Origin of the sequence: Streptomyces sp. NPDC037389 (assembly GCF_040636475.1) — a bacterium.
Taxonomy (GTDB): Bacteria; Actinomycetota; Actinomycetes; order Streptomycetales; family Streptomycetaceae; genus Streptomyces; species Streptomyces hesseae.
The window spans coordinates 233597-252246 of sequence record NZ_JBEZUS010000006.1 but is presented as its reverse complement, the minus strand read 5'-3'; the positions used below and the strand labels follow the sequence as shown (position 1 = coordinate 252246).

At 74.2% G+C, this 18650-nt stretch carries 19 protein-coding genes; 11 read left to right on the top strand and 8 right to left on the bottom strand.

Going from position 1 to position 18650, the window contains the following annotated elements:
• Positions 1 to 6: 6 nt before the first annotated feature.
• Together AB0E98_RS15630 and AB0E98_RS15625 are read right to left on the bottom strand one after the other, a co-directional pair.
• On the bottom strand, positions 7 to 1908 hold the full coding sequence (locus AB0E98_RS15630; RefSeq protein ID WP_361702798.1) for a kelch motif-containing protein: 1902 nt from the start codon (positions 1906 to 1908) through the stop codon (positions 7 to 9).
• Between the two features lie 119 nt (positions 1909 to 2027).
• Complete coding sequence (locus AB0E98_RS15625) at positions 2028 to 3857, bottom strand: glycosyltransferase family 2 protein (protein WP_361702493.1); 1830 nt, start codon at positions 3855 to 3857, stop codon at positions 2028 to 2030.
• A 208-nt stretch (positions 3858 to 4065) separates the two neighbouring features.
• Between AB0E98_RS15625 and AB0E98_RS15620 the strand changes: the two genes are divergently transcribed.
• The 3 genes from AB0E98_RS15620 to AB0E98_RS15610 all read left to right on the top strand — a co-directional run bounded on the left by AB0E98_RS15620 (position 4066) and on the right by AB0E98_RS15610 (position 4791).
• Positions 4066 to 4251 carry a hypothetical protein gene (locus AB0E98_RS15620; RefSeq protein WP_361702492.1) on the top strand — a complete coding sequence of 62 codons (186 nt, stop codon included), beginning with the start codon at positions 4066 to 4068 and terminating at the stop codon, positions 4249 to 4251.
• A 5-nt stretch (positions 4252 to 4256) separates the two neighbouring features.
• A complete protein-coding gene (locus AB0E98_RS15615; protein ID WP_311607517.1) occupies positions 4257 to 4601 on the top strand; it encodes a metalloregulator ArsR/SmtB family transcription factor in 345 nt (114 codons plus the stop codon).
• A gap of 61 nt (positions 4602 to 4662) precedes the next feature.
• Positions 4663 to 4791, top strand: coding sequence for a DUF6126 family protein (locus AB0E98_RS15610; RefSeq protein WP_361702491.1), 129 nt, complete (start codon positions 4663 to 4665; stop codon positions 4789 to 4791).
• Here the strand turns inward: AB0E98_RS15610 and AB0E98_RS15605 are convergent.
• Positions 4767 to 5345: a TetR/AcrR family transcriptional regulator gene (locus AB0E98_RS15605; RefSeq protein WP_361702489.1), complete on the bottom strand. Its 579-nt coding sequence runs from the start codon at positions 5343 to 5345 to the stop codon at positions 4767 to 4769. The two genes, AB0E98_RS15610 and AB0E98_RS15605, sit on opposite strands and share 25 nt — an antisense overlap.
• Before the next feature lie 131 nt (positions 5346 to 5476).
• Between AB0E98_RS15605 and AB0E98_RS15600 the strand changes: the two genes are divergently transcribed.
• Positions 5477 to 5923, top strand: a complete 447-nt coding sequence (locus tag AB0E98_RS15600) for a nuclear transport factor 2 family protein (RefSeq protein WP_361702487.1) — start codon at positions 5477 to 5479, stop codon at positions 5921 to 5923.
• Here AB0E98_RS15600 and AB0E98_RS15595 read toward each other — a convergent pair.
• Both AB0E98_RS15595 and AB0E98_RS15590 read right to left on the bottom strand, forming a co-directional pair.
• The gene (locus tag AB0E98_RS15595) at positions 5865 to 6431 is read right to left on the bottom strand and encodes a cupin domain-containing protein (protein WP_361702485.1); all 567 of its coding nucleotides are present in this window, start codon (positions 6429 to 6431) and stop codon (positions 5865 to 5867) included. The two genes, AB0E98_RS15600 and AB0E98_RS15595, sit on opposite strands and share 59 nt — an antisense overlap.
• A 52-nt stretch (positions 6432 to 6483) precedes the next feature.
• Positions 6484 to 7701 (bottom strand): cytochrome P450, encoded by a 1218-nt coding sequence (locus tag AB0E98_RS15590; protein WP_361702484.1) that lies wholly within the window; start codon positions 7699 to 7701, stop codon positions 6484 to 6486.
• Between the two features lie 187 nt (positions 7702 to 7888).
• Between AB0E98_RS15590 and AB0E98_RS15585 the strand changes: the two genes are divergently transcribed.
• Positions 7889 to 8887 carry a DUF6528 family protein gene (locus AB0E98_RS15585; RefSeq protein WP_361702482.1) on the top strand — a complete coding sequence of 333 codons (999 nt, stop codon included), beginning with the start codon at positions 7889 to 7891 and terminating at the stop codon, positions 8885 to 8887.
• 16 nt (positions 8888 to 8903) lie between these two features.
• Here the strand turns inward: AB0E98_RS15585 and AB0E98_RS15580 are convergent, their stop codons facing one another.
• The gene (locus AB0E98_RS15580; protein WP_361702480.1) at positions 8904 to 10112 is read right to left on the bottom strand and encodes a hypothetical protein; all 1209 of its coding nucleotides are present in this window, start codon (positions 10110 to 10112) and stop codon (positions 8904 to 8906) included.
• Positions 10113 to 10388: 276 nt separating this feature from the next.
• On the opposite strand from AB0E98_RS15580, the gene AB0E98_RS15575 reads away from it, so the two are divergent.
• Entirely contained in the window at positions 10389 to 10802 is a 414-nt protein-coding gene (locus AB0E98_RS15575; protein ID WP_361702478.1) for a hypothetical protein, read from the top strand.
• Between the two features lie 66 nt (positions 10803 to 10868).
• Here the strand turns inward: AB0E98_RS15575 and AB0E98_RS15570 are convergent, their stop codons facing one another.
• Together AB0E98_RS15570 and AB0E98_RS15565 are read right to left on the bottom strand one after the other, a co-directional pair.
• Complete coding sequence (locus AB0E98_RS15570) at positions 10869 to 11774, bottom strand: hypothetical protein (RefSeq protein ID WP_361702476.1); 906 nt, start codon at positions 11772 to 11774, stop codon at positions 10869 to 10871.
• A 113-nt stretch (positions 11775 to 11887) separates the two neighbouring features.
• On the bottom strand, positions 11888 to 12217 hold the full coding sequence (locus AB0E98_RS15565) for a DUF6233 domain-containing protein (RefSeq protein WP_361702474.1): 330 nt from the start codon (positions 12215 to 12217) through the stop codon (positions 11888 to 11890).
• 375 nt (positions 12218 to 12592) lie between these two features.
• Between AB0E98_RS15565 and AB0E98_RS15560 the strand changes: the two genes are divergently transcribed.
• From AB0E98_RS15560 to AB0E98_RS15540, 5 genes are all read left to right on the top strand, one after another.
• Positions 12593 to 13075 (top strand): oxidoreductase, encoded by a 483-nt coding sequence (locus AB0E98_RS15560; RefSeq protein WP_311607500.1) that lies wholly within the window; start codon positions 12593 to 12595, stop codon positions 13073 to 13075.
• A gap of 153 nt (positions 13076 to 13228) precedes the next feature.
• Complete coding sequence (locus AB0E98_RS15555) at positions 13229 to 15277, top strand: proton-conducting transporter membrane subunit (RefSeq protein WP_361702472.1); 2049 nt, start codon at positions 13229 to 13231, stop codon at positions 15275 to 15277.
• The gene (locus AB0E98_RS15550; protein ID WP_361702471.1) at positions 15274 to 16236 is read left to right on the top strand and encodes an NADH-quinone oxidoreductase subunit H; all 963 of its coding nucleotides are present in this window, start codon (positions 15274 to 15276) and stop codon (positions 16234 to 16236) included. Before AB0E98_RS15555 ends, AB0E98_RS15550 begins: the two co-directional genes overlap by 4 nt.
• A gap of 6 nt (positions 16237 to 16242) precedes the next feature.
• A complete protein-coding gene (locus AB0E98_RS15545) occupies positions 16243 to 16962 on the top strand; it encodes a hypothetical protein (RefSeq protein ID WP_361702469.1) in 720 nt (239 codons plus the stop codon).
• Positions 16959 to 18647: a proton-conducting transporter membrane subunit gene (locus tag AB0E98_RS15540; protein ID WP_361702467.1), complete on the top strand. Its 1689-nt coding sequence runs from the start codon at positions 16959 to 16961 to the stop codon at positions 18645 to 18647. The genes AB0E98_RS15545 and AB0E98_RS15540 overlap by 4 nt, the downstream gene beginning before the upstream one ends.
• Positions 18648 to 18650 lie beyond the last annotated feature (3 nt).

Below are 18650 nucleotides of genomic sequence, written 5' to 3'. Positions count from 1 at the left end.
CCGGAATCACCGCACGTGCACCCACGCCGCCCGCGACGGCGTGCCCGCTCGGTCCGTCAGGAAGAGCATGTACCAGCCGCCCGGCACCAGCGAGGGGTCCTGCGGGATCGTCACGGCCACGGCACCGCCACGGTTGGTCAGGGGCAGCGCCACGGACCGCTGTTCGACGTCCGTCGCGTGGGTCACCGCGCTGGGCCGCATGAGCCGGGCGGTCGCCACCTCGCCCGGGTTCGTGCCCGGCAGGACGAGCGTGGCGCCGTGGGCGGTGCTCAGGGGGCCCGTGTGCAGGGCGGGGCGGTGGGTGCGGTAGAGGTACGGCGGTGTGTAGACCTCGATGCGCTTCTCGAAGACCCCCATGCGGGTGTCGTCCTTGTCCGCGAAGAGCGGATTGGAGCCGAAGACCGCGATCCGCCCGTCGGGCAGCAGCAGGGCCTCCGAGTGGTAGTCGCGGCCGACGGCCGGCGCGGCGGCGGTCTCGAAGGCGTGGGTCCTGGGGTCGTAGAACTGGGCGCGCAGGATGTCCGAGCCGCGCTTGCCCCGGTAGTCGCGGGAGCCGCCGGAGGTGAAGACCCGGTCGTCGGGGGTGAGCACGGCGTTGAGGTAGCGGGTGCCCTGGGGCAGGTCGGGGCCGGGGGCGTAGTGGGGGGCCGGGGCGCGGAGGTCGGCGATGGCGGTCCGCCTGGTGGATTCGTGGGACTCGCCGACCCCGCCGCCGCCGAGGATCATCACCTTCCGGTCCTGGGCCGGGGGCAGCAGCACGGAGGCCGAGGTCTCCGTCATGTCCTGCTCCTCCAGGCCGGGGACGGGCACGAAGGCGTTGGTGTCCACGTTCCACAGGCCCGGGGTGCGGCCCGCCTCGGCGGGCCCGTAGCCGGCGTTGGAGCCGGAGTAGAAGAGGCGGCCGCCGGAGGTGAGGAAGAGCGCGGGGTAGGTGGGGAAGTAGCGGTTGGGGCCCGGGGACCATTTGTGGGTCCTGGGGTCGTAGATCTCGTTCTTGCCGGGGATGATCTCGCCCATGTCGTCCAGGCCGGAGACCGCCAGGACCCGGCCGTCCTTGAGGGTGACCAGGGTGGGGTACCAGCGGGCCTCGGACATCGGGTCGACCCGGACGTAGCGCTCGGCGACGGGGTCGAACTCATAGGCGTCCCTCAGCCCCTGGAAGTCCTTCTTGTCCAGCCCCAGTTTGGCGGCGAGGCCGTAGAGGTCCTGGGCGGCACGGCCGCGCAGCCCCTGGACGCGGTACTGGTCGGCGGTGTGGGTGATGCCCTGCTCCCCGTCGGTGACCGCCTCGACGTAGACCCGGGCCTGGGCGGCGGTGACGGTGACCTTCGGCGGGGCGCCGCCGGTCCCCTCCGTGACGTTCTTCTTCGCGCGCGGCACGAGGAGGGGCAGGAGGGTGCGGTACCGCTTGCCGGTGGAGCCGACGAAGACCGTGCCGGCGGGGAAGGTCCGGGGGGCGTCGGGGTTCTCGTTCTTCACCAGCATCGCGCCGCCGGCCCGTCGCACGTCGCCGGTGAGCCTCTCGTAGCGGGCGGTGCCGCCCGCGACCAGCAGCCGGCCGTCGGAGAGCTGGGCGTGGCCCGCGCAGAACATGTCCTTGGGGGTGTCGATCTCCCGGAAGGTGTTGCGCACGGGGTCCCACAGGACGCTCTGGAAGGTCCCGGCCCTGAAGTTCTTCTCGTCGTTGCCGGAGCCGGCGATGAGCAGCACCTGGCCGGTGCGCAGCAGGGCCGCGTGAATGGCGTTGATCCGGAACCGGGCGGGGACGTCCACCACGTCCCAGTGCCCGTACCGGATCTTGTACGACTCCTGGTTGATCGTGTAGTCGTGCCAGGCCCGCTCGGCGAAGCCGGTGGCGGCCGGGCCGTTGGCCGCGATCAGGGCGAGGGCGGCGCCGGCGCCCAGCACCGCCTTGCGTGCCTTCCTGTTCGCCCGGAACCTCGCCCAGGACCTGGCGGGGAACGCCGCCGGGAACCTCTTCGCCGGGAACCTCACCGCATCCACGTCCCATCGCTCGTACGAGTCCGTCACCAGGCCCGGCGCCGCTCCCGCCACCGGCCGCCCCGCCAGACGGCGACCGGGCCGAGGGCGGTCACCAGGGCCAGCAGCGCCCAGAGCCGCATCGCCGCGTGGGCGTGGCCGAGCGCCCAGGAGGCCGCCAGCGACAGGGCGAACAGCCCGGCCCACACCAGATGGGTGCGGAAGGTCGCGAGACGGTCGGGGCTGGCCGAGTCGCCCTTGGGCGTCACCACGAAGCGCGAGCTCCGTCGCAGCAGGGCCTGGGCGAGCGAGCGCGCGTAGAGGGGGGCGGAGAGCGCGGACATCACCATGCCCGCGGCCCCGGAGGAGCCGGCCGGTTCGTGGGGGCTGACGTTGTGGCGCCGGTTCCAGACGTACAGGCCGATCTGGAGGGCGGCCGCGTCGCAGTAGAGCATCAGCCACAAGGACGGCTCCACGGAGATCCCCGAGGCCCCGAAGCCCAGGAAGAGCGCGCAGGTCAGGGCGCCCAGCACCCAGTTGAGCGCGGCCATGGGGTAGTAGGCCACCATGAATCCGTAGTTGAGCAGCCGTCCGGGGGAGAGGGTCCACGCCGCCCGCCAGAACTGCCGCAGCAGCGTCTCGTACGTCCCGCGCGACCAGCGCAGCTGCTGGCTGAAGAAGTCCGTCCACGTCGACGGTCCTTCCCCCACGGCGAGGACGTCGGGGGTGTAGACGGACTTCCAGCGGCGGCCCGTGGCGGGGTTGCGGCGGCGGTGGATCTCCAGTCCGGTGGCCATGTCCTCGGTGATGGAGTCGTAGAGGCCGCCGATCTGCCGCAGGACGCCGACGCGGACGCAGTTGCTGGTGCCGACGAACATGGGCGAGCCGTAGGCGTTGCCGGCCCGCTGGATCAGGGCGTGGAAGAGGAACTGCTGGCTCTCGGCGGCCTTGGTGACCGCGGTGGTGTAGTTGCCGTAGACCTGGGGGCCGACGACGAACGCCACGTCGGGGTCGCGGAAGTAGCCGAGCATGCGCTCCAGGAAGTTGGGCAGCGGTACGTGGTCGGTGTCGACGCAGGCCATGAACTCGTAGGCGTCGCCGTGGGCGTCCAGCCAGGCGTTGTAGTTGCCGTGCTTGGTGCGGGCCCGGTAGCGGCCGGAGGGCTGGTTCCAGCGGGCGACGCCCTTGCGGGAGAAGTGCCGTACGCCCAGCCGCCGGCAGAGCCGCTTGACCTCCGGGTCGTCGCCCTCGTCGAGCAGCCAGACGTCCAGCGGCCCGTCGTGCTCGATGCGCACCGCCCCCTCCAGCGTGGCCCGGACCATGGACAGCGGTTCCTTGCCGGGGACGAAGCTGGTGAGGAAGGCGACGCGGGTGCCGGGCCGGGCGCGGACGGGGACGGGGTCGCGGGCCACCCATGTGGCATGGGCGTTGGAGGTGACGTTGACGACGCGGAACAGCTCGATGAGCCCGATCGAGACCAGCATCACGGTGTCGAGGGCGCGCTCCCAGCCGCTGACGTAGGGCCGGTGGAGCCAGTGCTGGGGGGAGACGAGCCACAGCAGGAGGGTGAGGCAGACCAGGGGCCCCGCCGCGACCAGCAGCATCACTCCGAGACCGCCGCCCGGTCCGGGGCCGAGGAGGCGCCGGTAGCGCACCCGGTAGTCGCCGTCGGGGGGATCGGTGAGCGGCCCGGCGAGTCTGCTGTAGCGCGCGTAGTCGTAGCCGGCGGTGTCGCCCGGCCCGGCGGGTGCCGGGACGCCGGGGATGCCGCCCCCGGCGTTCCCGGTGTCGCCCACCGCGCCGCCGGGGGCGGGCACCGCGCCGTCAGGGCGGCCACGTGCCGCCGCCAGCCGGGCCTCGCTCGCCGAGATCGCCACCACAGACCCCCAGTCGCACCAGGAGGGACAGTGGGAGAAAACCTAACAAAACGGACCTACGATCATGTGATGAACGCGCCCCGAAACCGGCATCACATCACCTGCACAGCCGAGGGCTACGGTCCGTTCGCCCGCTCGGCCTAGAATTGCGTAATTCTTCAATTCACCAGGTCTGCGGAGAGCCGGACGAGTCAGTGAGGGGGCCGCCGTGAGTGCGTTCGCCGAAGCGATGCGGGAGCGGGTGCGCGCCGCGCGCGCCGAGCTCGTGGCCGCGCGGGCGGCCGGGGACGTCTACGCGGCCATGGTCGCGGAGGACGAACTGGACGACGCGCTGCGGCTGGCCCGCGCGCACGGCATCACCATGGACGAGGACGACGGGCGGGGTGGGAGTTGATCGGCGTGAGGGTGCCGCTGTACCAGGCCAAGGCGGAGTTCTTCCGGATGCTCGGCCACCCGGTGCGCATCAGGGTGCTGGAGCTCCTCCAGGACGGGCCGATGCCGGTGCGCGACCTCCTCGCCGAGATCGGCGTCGAGCCGTCCAGCCTCTCGCAGCAGCTCGCGGTGCTGCGCCGCTCGGGCATCGTCACCGCCACCCGCGAGGGCTCCACCGTCGTCTACGCCCTGGCCGGCGGGGACGTGGCGGAGCTCCTCGGTGCCGCCCGGCGCATCCTGGCCCAGGTGCTCAGCGGCCAGGAGGAGCTCCTCACGGAGCTGCGTGGCGCGGAGAGCGCCGCCGAACGATGACCCCGCCCGCGCACCCGACCGCGAGACGCGCCACGACGACCGGAAAGACGGAGATACGGCCATGACCCACGATTCCGAGAAGTACGCCGAGAAGGCGGTGGGCTGGCGCGTGCTGATCTACGTCGTCTTCGGCCACGTCCTGGCCGGCTTCATCTGGCTGCTCTTCTACCTCGGCTCGCACGCGAAGTAGCCCGCCAGCAGGGCGGAGGCCGCCTCCCGGGCCGTTCGGGCCGCCCCGGGGTCGCCCGACACGGCCGCCGTCACGATCGCGCCCTCCGTGAGGAGGGCGATCTGGTCGCCCACCGGCGCCGGCGCGCCCGCCTCCACGACGAGGCCGCCCAGATAGCGGCGGAAGGCGGCCTTGTGCGCCCGGGCCGCCTCCGCCACGGCAGGCGAGACGCCCCCCAGCTCGCCGAAGGAATTCACGAACGCGCACCCGCGGAAGCCGTCCTCCGTGAACCAGTGCTCCAGCCAGTCGAAGACCGCGAGCACCCGCTCCCGTCCGGCGGGCAGCGCCTCCGCATGGCTCGCCAGCGCCGCGCGCCAGCGCTCGTCGCGGCGCCGCAGATAGGCCTCCACCAGCACGTCCTTGGAGGGGAAGAGCTGGTAGAGGCGCTTGAGGGAGACCCCCGAGGCGCCCCGGATCGCGTCCATCCCCACGGCCTGGAGCCCCCGGGCGTAGAAGAGCTCCTCGGCCGCGTCCAGGACCCGGACCTCGGCCTCCGTCGGCGCCACCGTCCCCATCGCTCTCCCTCTCTTCGTCCTCTTCGCCGCTTGCGCGAGAACCATCGTTCTCCTTACGCTACCGCACACCACGGGGAACGATCGTTCTCCGCTCTGTTCGGCCCATGGACAACATGGACAAGGGGAGAGTCATGCCCGAGATCAAACCGCCGGTCCCGCCGTTCACCACCGAGACCGCCCTCGCGAAGGTGCGCGCCGCCGAGGACGCCTGGAACACCCGGGACCCCGAGCGGGTCGCGCTCGCCTACACCGAGGACTCCGAGTGGCGAAACCGTGATGTGTTCCTGATCGGCCGTCGGCGGATCGTCGCCTTCCTGCGCGAGAAGTGGGAGCGCGAGCTCTGCTACCGGCTCCGCAAGGAGCTGTGGGCCCACACCGACGACCGCATCGCCGTGCGCTTCGAGTACGAGTGGCACGACGTGGACGGCCAGTGGTACCGCAGCCACGGCAACGAGAACTGGGAGTTCGCCCCGAACGGCCTGATGCGCCGCCGCTACGCGAGCATCAACGACGTCGCCATCACCGAGCGGCAGCGGCACCTCCACCTGCCTCCGGAGGCGTCATCCGCAGCGGCGTGAGCTGCTCGATGTCATAGCGGAGGCGGAGCTCGGCGATCGCCTCGTGGTCCACCGCCGGCCCGGATTCGAGGATCTCGAAGAGCTCCTCGAAATACCGCTCGTGGTCGGGCGGCGGCGACGCCTGGAAGAACATCCGGGCCTGGTCACCCGTCACATTGGCGAACGCGTGCGGACAGCCCGGGGGCACGACGATCACCGTGCCGGCGGTGGCCCTGACACAGCGCTGACCACTGGCGGACTCCCACTCCCGCCAGTTGTCCCGGGTGCGCACGCGCGGCTCGAAGGCGAGGACGTCGAGCTCGCCCTCGAGGACGTAGAAGAGCTCCTCGCTGCGCGTGTGCCGGTGCGCCCCGACGTCGAAGCCGGGGGGGACGACCACCTCGAAGCTGGAGGCGGCCCGGGAGTGCTCCCCGGTCACCTTGAAGGTGACCCGCTGGGCCGCGGTGACCAGCGTCCGGCCCTCGCCCGGGGGCACGACCAGACCGTCGGGGGCGCTGATGAGAGTCATGGCGGAGCCTTTCGACTGCGGCCGGTGGAACCGGGACGGGCCGGGGCGGCGGTCACCAGGTGACGGGAAGGTTCTCCGGGCCCCGGATGAGCGCGCTGCGCTGCCAGCGGACCTTCTCCACGGGCTCCGCCAGCCGCAGCTCCGGGAAGCGGCGCAGCAGGGAGGAGAGGATGATCTCCGACTCCAGCCGGGCCAGCATCGACCCCAGGCAGAAGTGCGGCCCGTGACCGAAGGACAGATGCGGGACGTGCTCGCGGTCGAAGTCCAGCTCGTCGGGGCGGTCGAAGACCTCGGGGTCGCGGTTGGCCGTGAGATAGGAGGAGTGCACCACCTCACCGGCCTTGATCGGGACCCCGGCGACCTCGACGTCCTCGGTCGCGATCCGGGCCAGTCCCACGGCGTTGCGGTGCGGGATGAAGCGCAGCAGCTCCTCGATCGCCTGCGGTAGCAGCTCCGGCTCGGCCCGCAGCCGGGCCGTCTGCTCCGGGTGGGTGAGCAGCGCGTAGACCATGTTGGCGCTGTTGTTGCGCACCGCGTGGGCGGCGCTCGCCTGGATCAGCAGGGCGATGGCCACGGCCTCCTCCGTGCTGAGCCCGCCCTGGGCCGTGGCGTCGGCCAGCTCGCCCGCCAGGTCCTCCTGGGGCTCGGCGAGCCGCTGCGCCAGCAGATCGGTGAAGTACTTCGCCATCCCGTTCTTCGCCCGCTCGCTGGCCTCGCGGCCGTACCCGGCGGAGAGGATGACGTTCGTCCACAGCGCCATCTGCCGCCGGTCGGCCTGGGGCACGCCCATCAGATCGCTGATCACGGCCAGGGGCAGCGGCCCGTGGAGATGCTCCATCAGATCGGCGGGCGGCCCCTCCTGCTCCATCTCGTCGAGCAGTTCGTCCGCGGCACGCTGGGCGCCCGGCCGCAGCCGGTCGAGGCTACGGGTGGTGAAGGACCTGGCCACGGCCTTGCGCAGCCGGGTGTGCTCGGGCGGGTCGGCGAAGCCCACGGCCTCGTCCAGCGGGATGAAGTGCGGGGCGAGCCGGGTGATCGGGCGGCCCAGCACCGCCTGCCGGCTGAACCGGGGGTCCGAGGTGACGAACTTGACGTCCTCGTAGCGGGTCACGAACCAGGCGTGCCCCTCACCGTTGGGCAGCTTGACGCGGGAGATCGGCTCGTCCTTCAGCTGCGCCGCCATGAAGGGATCGAAGTCCAGCCCCCGGAGGTCCCGCACATCCCAGAACCGTACGGGGAACGGCCCCTGCGCTGATTCGGTCGTCGTCATCGCTCAAGTACTCCCACCCTGGCCACGAGCACGTCTGTCCGACAGACACGCTCCCCCAAAACGGGCACGCGCGGCGCGCCACGCCGGGGAAATCACCCGTCCGGCTCACGCCCCGGCGGGGCCGTTCGCGTGACGCGCGGGCGTGGTGCCACGTCCGTGGCGGGGGTACGGCCCGACGCTGTGCGTCGTGAACACAGGGGTGAGCGGGCCGGTGGCGGTCCTGCTGGCGGCGGCGCTGACATTCGCGGCACCGGGCGTGGCGGGTGCCCGGGCGGGACGGGCGGGGGAGCGCGCGGCCGCCGCGCCGATCGTGGCGGCCGACCAGGCGACACGGTCCGTGTACGTCCTGGACTCCGCGCGGCCGCGGTGGGACGCCCGGGACGAGGGCGACCCGGGGGTGCTCTGGTCGTGGAGCGCGGACGGGCGGTCCGAACTGTCCGACCTGGACCCCGGCACGACGTGGACCAACCCGAGCGAGGTCAAGTTCCGGTCGCTGAACGGCAGACGCTATCTGCTGGCCACGGCCTCCGGCGGACTGGCCGCCGTGGTGGGCTACCCGGACCGGGAGGTGTACTGGGCGGCCGACACCGGTACCGGCAACGCCCACAGCATCGACCTGCTGCCCGACGGGAACGTGGCCGTGGCGGCGAGCACCGGCGGCTACGTCCGGGTGTACGCGGCCTCCACCGGCTCGCGCGCCACGGGCCACGCGCAGACGCCGCTCCCGGGGGCGCACGGGGTGCACTGGGACCCGCGCACCCGGCTGTTGTGGGCGCTGGGCAGCCGGCAGCTCGTCGCCCTGCGGGTGGACGGGTCCGCCGCGGAGCCCGAGCTGACCGTCGTCCGGCGGGTGGCCCTGCCCACGCGGGGCGGACACGACCTGGCACCCGTACTGGGCAGGCCGGGTCACCTGTGGGTGACCACGGCGTCGGCGGTGTACCAGTACGCGACGGACCAGCAGGCGTTCGTCGGCTACCCGCTCCAGTCGAGGATCAGCGGCCCGGACGTCAAGAGCATCGGGGACGACCCCGCCACGGGCCGGATCCTGCTCTCCCGCCCCGAGCCGGGCCACTCCTGCTCGTGGTGCACCACCACGCTGGTCCTCTACCGCCCGGACGGCACCCGGACGATGCTGCGCGGCGGCATGTACAAGGCCCGCTGGTGGACGACCCGGCGCGGCGAGTGAGGAACGGGGCGCGCCCCTAGCGCGACCCCACCGGCGGCATCTCCCCCGTCAGGCGCGCCCGTACGTCGGCGGCGGCCTCCTCGCTGTCCGGCACCCGCTCCCACAGGGCGAGCAGGGCGGGCGCCAGCAGTGCCGCGCGGTCGCCGCTGTGCTGCCAGCAGTAGTGGGCCCGTTTCAGCGCGGCGAGGGCCTCCGCGTCGGCCGGGCCGCCCCGGTCCAGCCGGTGGGAGGCGGCCGACAGCCACAGCTCGGCGGCGCGCGGATGGTCCCCGGCGAGGCGGGCGAGGTCGGCCCGTACCTCGATCCAGAGGCAGGCCTCGGGGCTGTGGGGGCCGTGGCGGCGCAGCGCCTGCTGCTCCCAGGCGGCGGCCATGGCCGCCGCCTCGTTGTGCCGCCCGGCGTGGGCGGCGGCGAGGATGCCCGGCAGCGGATCCTCCTCCTGCCGTGCCGGCGCGGGGACGGCGGCGGGCGCGGAAGCAGTCGGCACGGGTGCGGAAGCGGGCGCGGTGGGTGCGGCCGGGGGTGCGGTGGTGCGTGGTGGGGCCGCCCGGTTGGCGAGGACGGGCCCGGCGCTGCCGTACGCCAGGGCCAGGAAGCCCTCGGGCAGCGTGGCCTGAGTCAGCGCCAGCTGATGCGGCAGCGCCGGGTCGAGGGCGGGCCCGGCCGCGGGGTTCCCGACGGACAGGGCGGTGAGGAAGGCCCGGGTGTAGGGGCCTGCCTCCAGCGAGGGCTTGGCCGGGGTGGGGGTGATCATCCCGTGGAGGGCCAGGCCGTCGGCGAGCCGGCCGTCGTGGGCGGCGGCGGTCACATGCGGCCAGGCGTGGGCGTCGGCCTCCACGTCGACGAGGAGCAGCGTCGGGCCCGTGTGCTCGCGCAGGGTCCGGGTGAGCCACTCCCAGGGCAGCCCGGTGTAGCGGACGGTCGCGGTGGTGCTCTCACGGAGCGCCAGGTGGAGTTCGGTGCTGCGTCGGGCCGGGACCATCAGGTGGCCGGTGATCCAGATCAGCAGCGGTCCGGGCACCCGGACGGCGTCCTGGAGGTAGGCGAGGACGCTCTGGGGGCCGGCCATGGCGGGGAGCTGCACCACGTCGGCCGAGGCGGCGGCGAGGAAGCCGCGGGGGTTCGCTCCGGCGATGGCGTGGGCGGTCGGGTTCGGCAGGGCGCCCCGTCGCCGGTCGGGGGTGCCGTCCAGCAGCAGAACACAACCATGGGTCGGCTGATCCAACGCGTTCTTCCTTCCGGCCGTTTCGAGAGCCCATGACGCAAGCCCGTGACGCAACTCTAGGCTCCGGTCCGCGCGTCGCGGCCCGCATTCCCCACCCCTGTCCGGCCCCCGGCACCGCCAATCCCGACATGGCCGTACTTATGCCCGCGCGCGGTCTGTGCCCCTCCGGGGGCCGTGGACGCGCCCTGCTGGGCGGTGTCCGGGTGTGCGGATAATGGATGCGCCCCGCGGCCCGCGGAGCAACGAAAGCCATAGCACCAGACACAGGGGGCGCGGATGAAGCACGAGCGGAATCACGACGGACGGTACCGAGGCCGGCTGGCCCGCAGAATGTCGGCCGTGGTGGCCGTGGTGCTGGGCGCCGTCCTGATGGCGACGCCCGCCACGGCGGCGAGCTCCTCGGCGGGCACCGCGCGGGTCGTCTCCGTCGCGGCCGCCGAGGCCGGTACGGCGGCGGTGGGGACGGGCGCCGCGGACGCGTCGCAGGGCCACCAGGTCGTCGCCGCCTCCCACAAGAAGCACGGTCACACGGCGCTGGCCAAGGACAAGAAGAAAAAGAAGAAGGGCTTCTTCGCGAAGCTGGGCGTGGCCCTGCTCATCATCCTGATCCTCGCCTTCCTGTTCGTGGTGGCGGTGATCGTGCTGGTGATCTTCATGATCCGCCGGGCCTTCAAGCGCCGCCGTTCCTGACCGGCCCGGTCGTCCACCCGCCGAGCGGGGCCCGCTGTCGCGGGCCCCGCTCGGCTCGTTCCCGGCTCAGCTCGTTCTCGCCACCCAGGCCAGTGCCAGCCACGGCGTGGTGGCGCTCGCGGCCGCCAGGGCCCAGCCGGTCTCCGTGTCGGGGAAGCCGATGAGCAGGGGCAGGACGAGCCCCGCCCCGCACAGCAGGAAGAGCGCGGCGGGCAGATGGACCCAGGGTTCGAATCGACGCGCGTAGCGGACGCTGGGCTCCCGGCGGTGGAGGGCCAGGCCTGTGACGAATCCCGCCGCGAGGGCGAAGGTCCAGATCAGCGGCAGCGTGATCATGCGGCCGGCGAAGGTTCCGATGTCGTTGCCGGGTGCCTGACGGGCCCCCAGCTCGGGCCGGTCCGGCACATAGATCAGCTCCACCGTGCGGCCCGCCTCGGGTTTGCCGCCGGTGTGCACCTCCTCGACGGTCACCTGCCGGGCGCCCGAGGCGAAGGGGACGGTGGCGACGATCGTCGAGGCGTACTCGTCGGTGTCGTTGATCTCGACGTCCGTGGGGCGCGGCTCACCCACGATCCGCTCCACGCGCACCTCGCCCGTCACCCCGCCGGACCGGGCCGCCGTGGCGAGCCACTCGCCCTCCGCGCCGTCGGGCCCCACGCCCTGGCACAGCGCGGCGGCGCTGGTGAGCGCGATGCCGAAGCCCAGCGCCCAGCAGAGCAGCCGGGACGGCCGCGGCTCGGGCCAGGGCTCGTAGCGCCTGCGCCAGGTCTTCTTCCGCAGGGCCTTCCGCCGGTGCGCGCGGACCAGGAGCGAAGCGAGGACCCAGCACCCGGCGCACACGGCGGCCGCGCCCATCAGCCCCAAATGATGCCGCTTGGGCGGCAGTTCCCGGAACGGAGCCGCTCCGAGCAGGACGGTCGCGTACCCGGTGAGCAGTGTCGCCCACCCCGTGAGGCGCGTCCACACCCTCATGCCCTACTTCCCCCACCCGCCTAATTGATCTTGAGGGGGACAGAGTAATGGGGCGCGCCCACTGCTCGCTCACGGGCGGTGCCACGAGGGCGGTGTGACGGACGGTCACCCGGTCACTCGAAGGGGACGAGGAACCTCTCGGGCTCGCAGGCGTCGCAGAACCGGACGTCGAACTTGGCCGCGCGCTCGCGGGCCTCCGCGGTGGTCAGGGTGTCCTCACCGCCCCGGGGCACCCAGCAGCCCGCGTGGTGCAGTTCCTGGAGGGTGCCACCGGGTCGGCGGTGGACGGTGACCGGCCAGATCGCGTCCTCGAGGTCGTGGCGCCACTCGCCCTTGAGGCGCTGGAGCGCGACCTCGCGCACCCAATCCCGCACGGAAAGGCCGCATTCCAGCGCGGCGGCCTCGATACGGACGAGTTCCTCAGCAGTGAAGAGGGTCTCCATGAGGCGGGACAGTAGCAGCGGAGGACTCCGGGCGAGCCCGGTTCCGGGCAATGGCCCACGGTGCTGACCTGCGGGCTTGACCAGCGGAAACGGCATCCGCTCGGCGACGGCGACGATCGGCCGGTCATACGATCCCCAGCTCCGGCCGCCTTTCCCCCGAGTGGCATAGGACGCGGGTCTACCCACCGGTGTCGACCGCCAATACACGCATCGCCGGCCTCTTGGCCATTCCGTTATCACCTGTCCTCGTGAACGCCCGGTATTTCCCGGCGGACGGGCCCCGGGCCCCGTAACCCCGGAGGGGGGTGCGGCCGTTTACTGCTCAGTCCCACGGCGCGGCGGTACCGGGCGCCGGGGAGTTCCGAGGGAGGCGGCATGGGCCTGCTGCGCAAGATCCGCGACACCGGACGGGTGGCGGAGGCCGCCCCGCCACCACCCACCGCCGCCCCGCCGCGCGCCGCGCGGGACCTGGGAGGTTCGGTCCAGGTCCGCTGCGTGGACGCGGGTTCGTGCAACGGTTGCGAGATCGAGATCGCCGCCGCGTTCGGCCCGGTGTACGACGTCGAGCGGTACGGCGCCCGCCTGGTGGCCTCGCCCCGGCACGCCGACGTCGCGCTCGTCACCGGCCCGGTGACCCGCAACATGGCCGAGCCGCTGCGCCGCACGGTCGCCGCCATGCCCCGGCCCCGCCTGGTGGTGGCCGTCGGCGACTGCGCCATCGACGGTGGGGAGTTCGCCGGGGGATACGGGGTCGAGGGCGCGGTCGCCGATGTGGTGCCCACCGACCTGGAGGTGCCGGGCTGCCCCCCGGAGCCGGAACGGATCGTGGCCGCGCTGCGCAGGGTGACCGGCCGGTGACGCCCACGCGCCCGTTTGTGGGCAATCGTTCCGCAGGGCCGGGGGCACCTCCCAGCGGTAGCCGGGGGAGGGTGGGCACAAACCGCCCACCGGGCGGCACTTGGCCCCGGTGCCCAGACCCCACCTTGATCCGGCCCGCCGAGAGGCGGTGACGTGAGCGTCATCGGGCACGCCACCGCGGCGGCAGCCGCCTTCGCGGCCGTCGGGGCCCTCTGCGGAGTGGCCCTGCCGGCCCGCGCCCGCGTCGTCGCGTCAGGCATCTGCACCGCCGGTACCGGCGCCGCCGGCCTCGCCGCCGGCACCGCCGCGCTGCGCGGCGCGCGCTGGTCGGCATTCCTGCCCGGCGTCCTGCCGCCCACCGGAGTCCACCTGGCCGTGGACGCCCTGTCCGGCCTGTTCATGGCCGTGGCGGGCGCAGTGATCCTCCCCGTGGCCGTCTACGGCACCGGATACGCCGCCGGGCACACCGGCCACGGAGCGGCCTCCCGCACCGCCCAGGCCGTACTGCCGCTCTTCGCGCTCACCCTGCTGCTCGTCCCGGCCGCCGCGTCCGTCTGCTCCTTCCTGCTGCTGTGGGAGCTGATGGCTCTCACCTCCCTGCTGCTGGTCCTCGCCGGGCACCGCGCCGGCCCGCCCGCCGCGCGGGCGGCGGTCCGCGCGGCCGGGCTCTGGTACGGCGTCATGACCCAGCTCGGCTTCCTCCTGCTCCTGGCCGGCACCGCCCTCTTCGCCGCCCGCGCCGGCGGCGAGACGTTCACCGCGCTGCGCGACGGCGCCCACCAACTGCCCTCCGCCGTCCGCGGCACGGTCTTCGTCCTGACCACCGCCGCGTTCGCGGCCAAGGCGGGCGCGGTGCCGCTGCACCCCTGGCTGCCCCGCGCCCACCCCGAGGCCCCCAGCCACGTCTCGGCGCTGATGAGCACCGCCATGGTCAACCTCGGGATCTACGGTCTCGTCCGCACCGGCTTCGACCTGCTGGACGGCGGGCCGCGCTGGTGGTGGCTGGGAGTCCTGGCCACGGGCGCGCTCTCCGCCGCGTACGGCGTCCTCCAGGCCGCGATGGCCTCCGACCTCAAGCGGCTGCTCGCCTACTCCACCTCCGAGAACCTCGGCCTCGCCCTCATCGGCGTCGGCGCCGCCGGGCTCTTCGCCGACGCCGGCGGCGGCGCCCCCGCAGCGCTGGCCCTGGCGGCCGCCCTGCTGCACCTCGTCAACCACGCCGCCTTCAAGAGCCTGCTGTTCTGCGCGGCGGGCTCGGTGCTGCGGGCCACCGGCCTGCGCGACCTGGACCGCATGGGCGGACTGCGCTCCCGGATGCCCGTCACCGCGGGCCTCTTCGCGCTCGCCGCGCTCGGCGCCGCGGCCCTGCCGCCCGGCAACGGCTTCCTCGGCGAGTGGCTCCTGCTCCAGTCCCTCATCCACGGCCTGGCCGTACCCGGCCTGGTCACCGCCCTCGTGCTGCCCCCGGCCGTCGCCGTGATCGCCCTGTCCGCCGGACTGGCCGCCGCCGTCTTCGTCAAGGCCCTCGGCGTCGCCTTCTTCGCCCGGCCCCGCGGCCCCCGCGCCGCCGAGGCCCGCGAGAGCCCCCCGGCCGTGCTCGCCGGGATGGGCCTCCTCGCGGCCCTCTGCGCCGCCCTCGCGCTCGTCCCGGGCGTCCTCGGCGACGGGCTGTCCGCGGCGGTCGCCGCCGCGGGGCTCGCCGACGGCCCGCCGCTGACCGGCGGCCCCCTCGGCGTCCGCCTGGACCGCCTCGCCACCACCCTGTCCCCGCTGTGGGCCGCCTGTGCGCTGACGGCCTGTCTGGTTACCGCGGCCGCGCTCACCCGGCTCGCGGCGCGCCGCCGCCGGCGTCGCAACGCCCACCTGTGGGACTGCGGCGGAGGCGCGCCGACCCCCCGCATGGCCTACACCGCCACGTCGTTCGCCGAGCCCCTCCAGCGGATCTTCGACCGGGTGCTGGCGCCCGAGCAGGACGTCCGGGTGACGGCCGCGCCCGAGTCCGCGTACCTCGTCGAGCGGGTACGGTTCCGCCGCCGGGTCCCCGACCGCTTCGAACACCGCCTCTACCGGCCGCTGCTGGAGGCCGTGGCCGCCCTGGGCCACGCCTCCCGCCGGCTGGCCACCGGCAGCGTCCATCTCTACCTCGGCTACGGCTTCTGCGGCCTCGTCGCCCTCCTCCTCGTCCTGGCGGTGCGCCCGTGACGGGCCACACCGCCGCCGGGGCGGCCGCCATGTGCGCCCAGGTCGTGGCGGTCGTCGCCGGGGCGCCCCTGCTCACCGGGCTGATGCGGCAGGTACGGGCCCGGATGGAGGGCCGGGCCGGGGCGGGCGTCCGGCAGCCGTGGCGGGACCTGCGTAAACTGCTGCGCAAGGAGCCCATCACCCCCACCGGCACCGGCCCGGCCTTCCGCGTCGCCCCGGCACTGCTGGTCGCCACCACCGCCGTGGTCGCCGCGCTGATGCCGCTGGCCAGCACCGCCACACTCGCCACCGGCCGGTCCGACCTCATCCTCGTCGTCGCGCTGCTCGCCCTGGGCACCGTGGCCCTGGCCCTGGCCGGGCTGGACACCGGCACCGCGTTCGGCGGCATGGGCGCCTCCCGGGAGATGACCGTCGCCGCCCTCGTCGAACCCGCCATCCTGCTGGCCGTGTTCGCCCTGTCGCTGCCCGCCGGCTCCACCGACCTGGCCGCCATCGTCTCCGGCGGTCTGCGCGACGCGGACCGGCTCGCCTCCCCGTCCGGGCTGCTGGCCACCGCCGCCCTCGCCCTCGCCGTGCTGGCCGAGACGGGCCGGCTCCCGGTGGACAACCCCACCACCCACCTGGAACTGACCATGGTCCACGAGGCGATGGTCCTGGAGTACGCGGGCCCGGACCTCGCGCTCGTCGAACTCGGCGCCCAGATGCGGCTCGCCGTCCTGCTCGGGCTGCTGGCCACGCTCGCCGCGCCCTGGGGCATCGCCACGACCGCCGCCCCGCTCGCCGTCGCCCTCGCCATCGCGCTCCTGGCCGCCAAGGTCGCGGTGCTGGGCGCCGCCCTCGCGGCCGCCGAGGTGTGCTGGGCCAAGGTCCGGTTGTTCCGGGTCCCCGAACTGCTCGCGGGCTCCCTGCTGCTGGCCCTCCTCGCGGTGACCGCCTCCTACTTCCTGACGGGAGCGTGACGAACCGTGCCCGGCACCCTCCCCGCCCAGCTCCTCGACCTGGTCTGCGGCGCGTTCCTACTGGCGGCCGTGGTGGTGCTCTGGCTGCGCCAGCTCGCCTCGATCGTCCGGGTGTTCGCCCTCCAGGGCGTGGCGCTCGCCGGGATCGCCGCCCTCCTCGACGGGCACGAGAGCCGCTGGGAGCTGCTCGCCGTCGCCGTCGGCATCGGCCTGCTGCGCGCCGGGCTGCTGCCCCTGCTGATGCGGCGCGCCCTGACCGCCGTCGCGACCGGCCCCGCGCCGGCGGCCGGCGGGGCGGGCCACCATTACGCGGAGGACGTCAGCGAGGCCCGCGAGACACAGCCGCTCGTCAACGTCGCGGCCTCCCTGCTGAGCGCGGCCCTGCTGACCCTCCTCGCCTACGCCGTCGCCAGGCCCCTGGTCGCCCTCCACCCCACGCCCGCCACCCGCGCCCTGCCGGTCGGCCTGGCCGTCGTCCTCATCGGCTTCTTCGTCCTGGTCACCCGGCGGCGCGCGCTGGCCCAGGTGGTCGGCTTCCTGCTGCTCGACAACGGCATCACCGCCACCGCGTTCCTGGCCGCCTCCGGGGTCCCGCTCATCGTCGAACTCGGCGTGTCCTTCGACGTGCTCCTCGCGGTGCTCGTGCTGGGCATCCTCACCACCCGGATGCGGGCCGCCTTCGGCGGGACCGGCATCGACGACCTGCGGGAGCTCTGCGACCGATGACGCACTCCACGACCTGTGTGCTGCTGACCGCGCCGGTGGGGGTGCCGTTCGCGGTGTCCGCGCTGTACGCAGCGGGGGTGCGGCCGGCCGCCACGGCGGCCGGGACGGTACGGCCGCCCGCGCAGCGGGTGCCGGCCGAGCGCGCGCACGCCGCCGCGGGGATGGCGGCCGCACACCGCGCGCCGCGCAGGCCCGGGCCGGGCGGTGGCCCCGCGACCGGCGTGCGACACCCCGGCCGTGGCCGGGATGTGCCGGGGTCCGGGGCGGAGCCCTCACGCGGCGGAGCCGCATATCGATACGGCGGAGAAGGGGCGGGCCAGGAAAGACCACACCCGCTCACCCACCTCGCCCTCCTTTCCCCCCTCACCGTCCTCGCCTGCGCCGTCGCGCTCGCCCGGACCGTCACCCGGCACGGCCCCGTCGCCGCGTACGGGCTGCGTGCCGACGCGCTCAGCGTGTGGATGCTGCTGACGGTCGGCGCCGTGGCCGTCCTGGCCTGCGCGGCGTCCGGGCCCGAGGCCCGGACCGCGCGGCGCTACCACGCCCTGGTCCACGCCTTCCTCGGCACCCTCGCCACCGCCGTGCTCGCCGCCAACCTCGGGATCGTCTGGATCGCGATCGAGGCGACCACGATCCTCACCGCGTTCCTGGTCGGTCACCGCCGCACCCGGGCCTCCGTCGAGGCCGCCTGGAAGTACGTGCTGATCTGTTCGGCCGGCATCGCCCTGGCCTTCCTGGGCACCGTGCTCCTCTACTACGCGGCCCGCCGCGCCGGGATCCCCGAGGCGTCGGCGCTGGACTGGCCGGCCCTCGCCGCCCGCGCCGGGGAGCTCGACCCGGCCGTCACCCGGCTGGGCACCGGCCTGATCGTCCTCGGCTTCGGTGCCAAGGCCGGGCTCGCCCCGCTGCACGCCTGGCTCCCCGACGCCTACGGCCAGGCGCCCGCACCCGTGTCGGCGCTGATGTCCGGGGTGCTGTCGGCCGTCGCCTTCACCGCCCTGCTGCGCTACAAGGTGATCGCGGACGCCGCCCTCGGCCCCGGCTGGACCCGTGCCCTGCTCACCGCGACGGCCCTGCTCACCCTCGCGCTGGCGGCCGCCCTGCTGCTGGCCCAGCGCGACCACCAGCGGATGCTGGCCTACTCGAGCATGGAGCACATGAGCCTGATCGCCCTCGGCGCCGCCGTCGGCGGCCCGCTCGCCGCCTCCGCGATGCTGCTGCACATCACGGGGCACGGGCTGGCCAAGGCCGTCGCCTTCCGTACGGCCGGGCACGTGCTGCGGCTGCGCGGCACCAGCCGGATCGGCCGGGTGCGGGGGCTGCTGGCCCAGGCGCCCGGCGTGGGCGCCCTGTTCGCCCTGGCCGTGCTCGCCCTGCTGGGGCTGCCGCCGTTCGGCCTGTTCGCCGCCGAACTGGGGCTGGTACGGGCCGGGTTCGCGGCGGGCATGGGCGCGGTCATAGGGATCGCGCTGCTCCTTCTGCTGGTCGCGTTCGCCGCGCTGGGCGCCCGGACGGCCCGGATGCTGCTGGGCCCGCCGCCCCTGCCGGGGCCCCCCGCGCGGCTGCCCGCCTCGGAGGCGATCCCGCTGGCCGGCGGGCTGCTGCTGTGCGCGGCCCTCGGCGTGACCACCGGGCCGCTCACGGGGCTGCTGGCCGACGCCGCGGCGATCGTCGGAGGGCGGTGAACC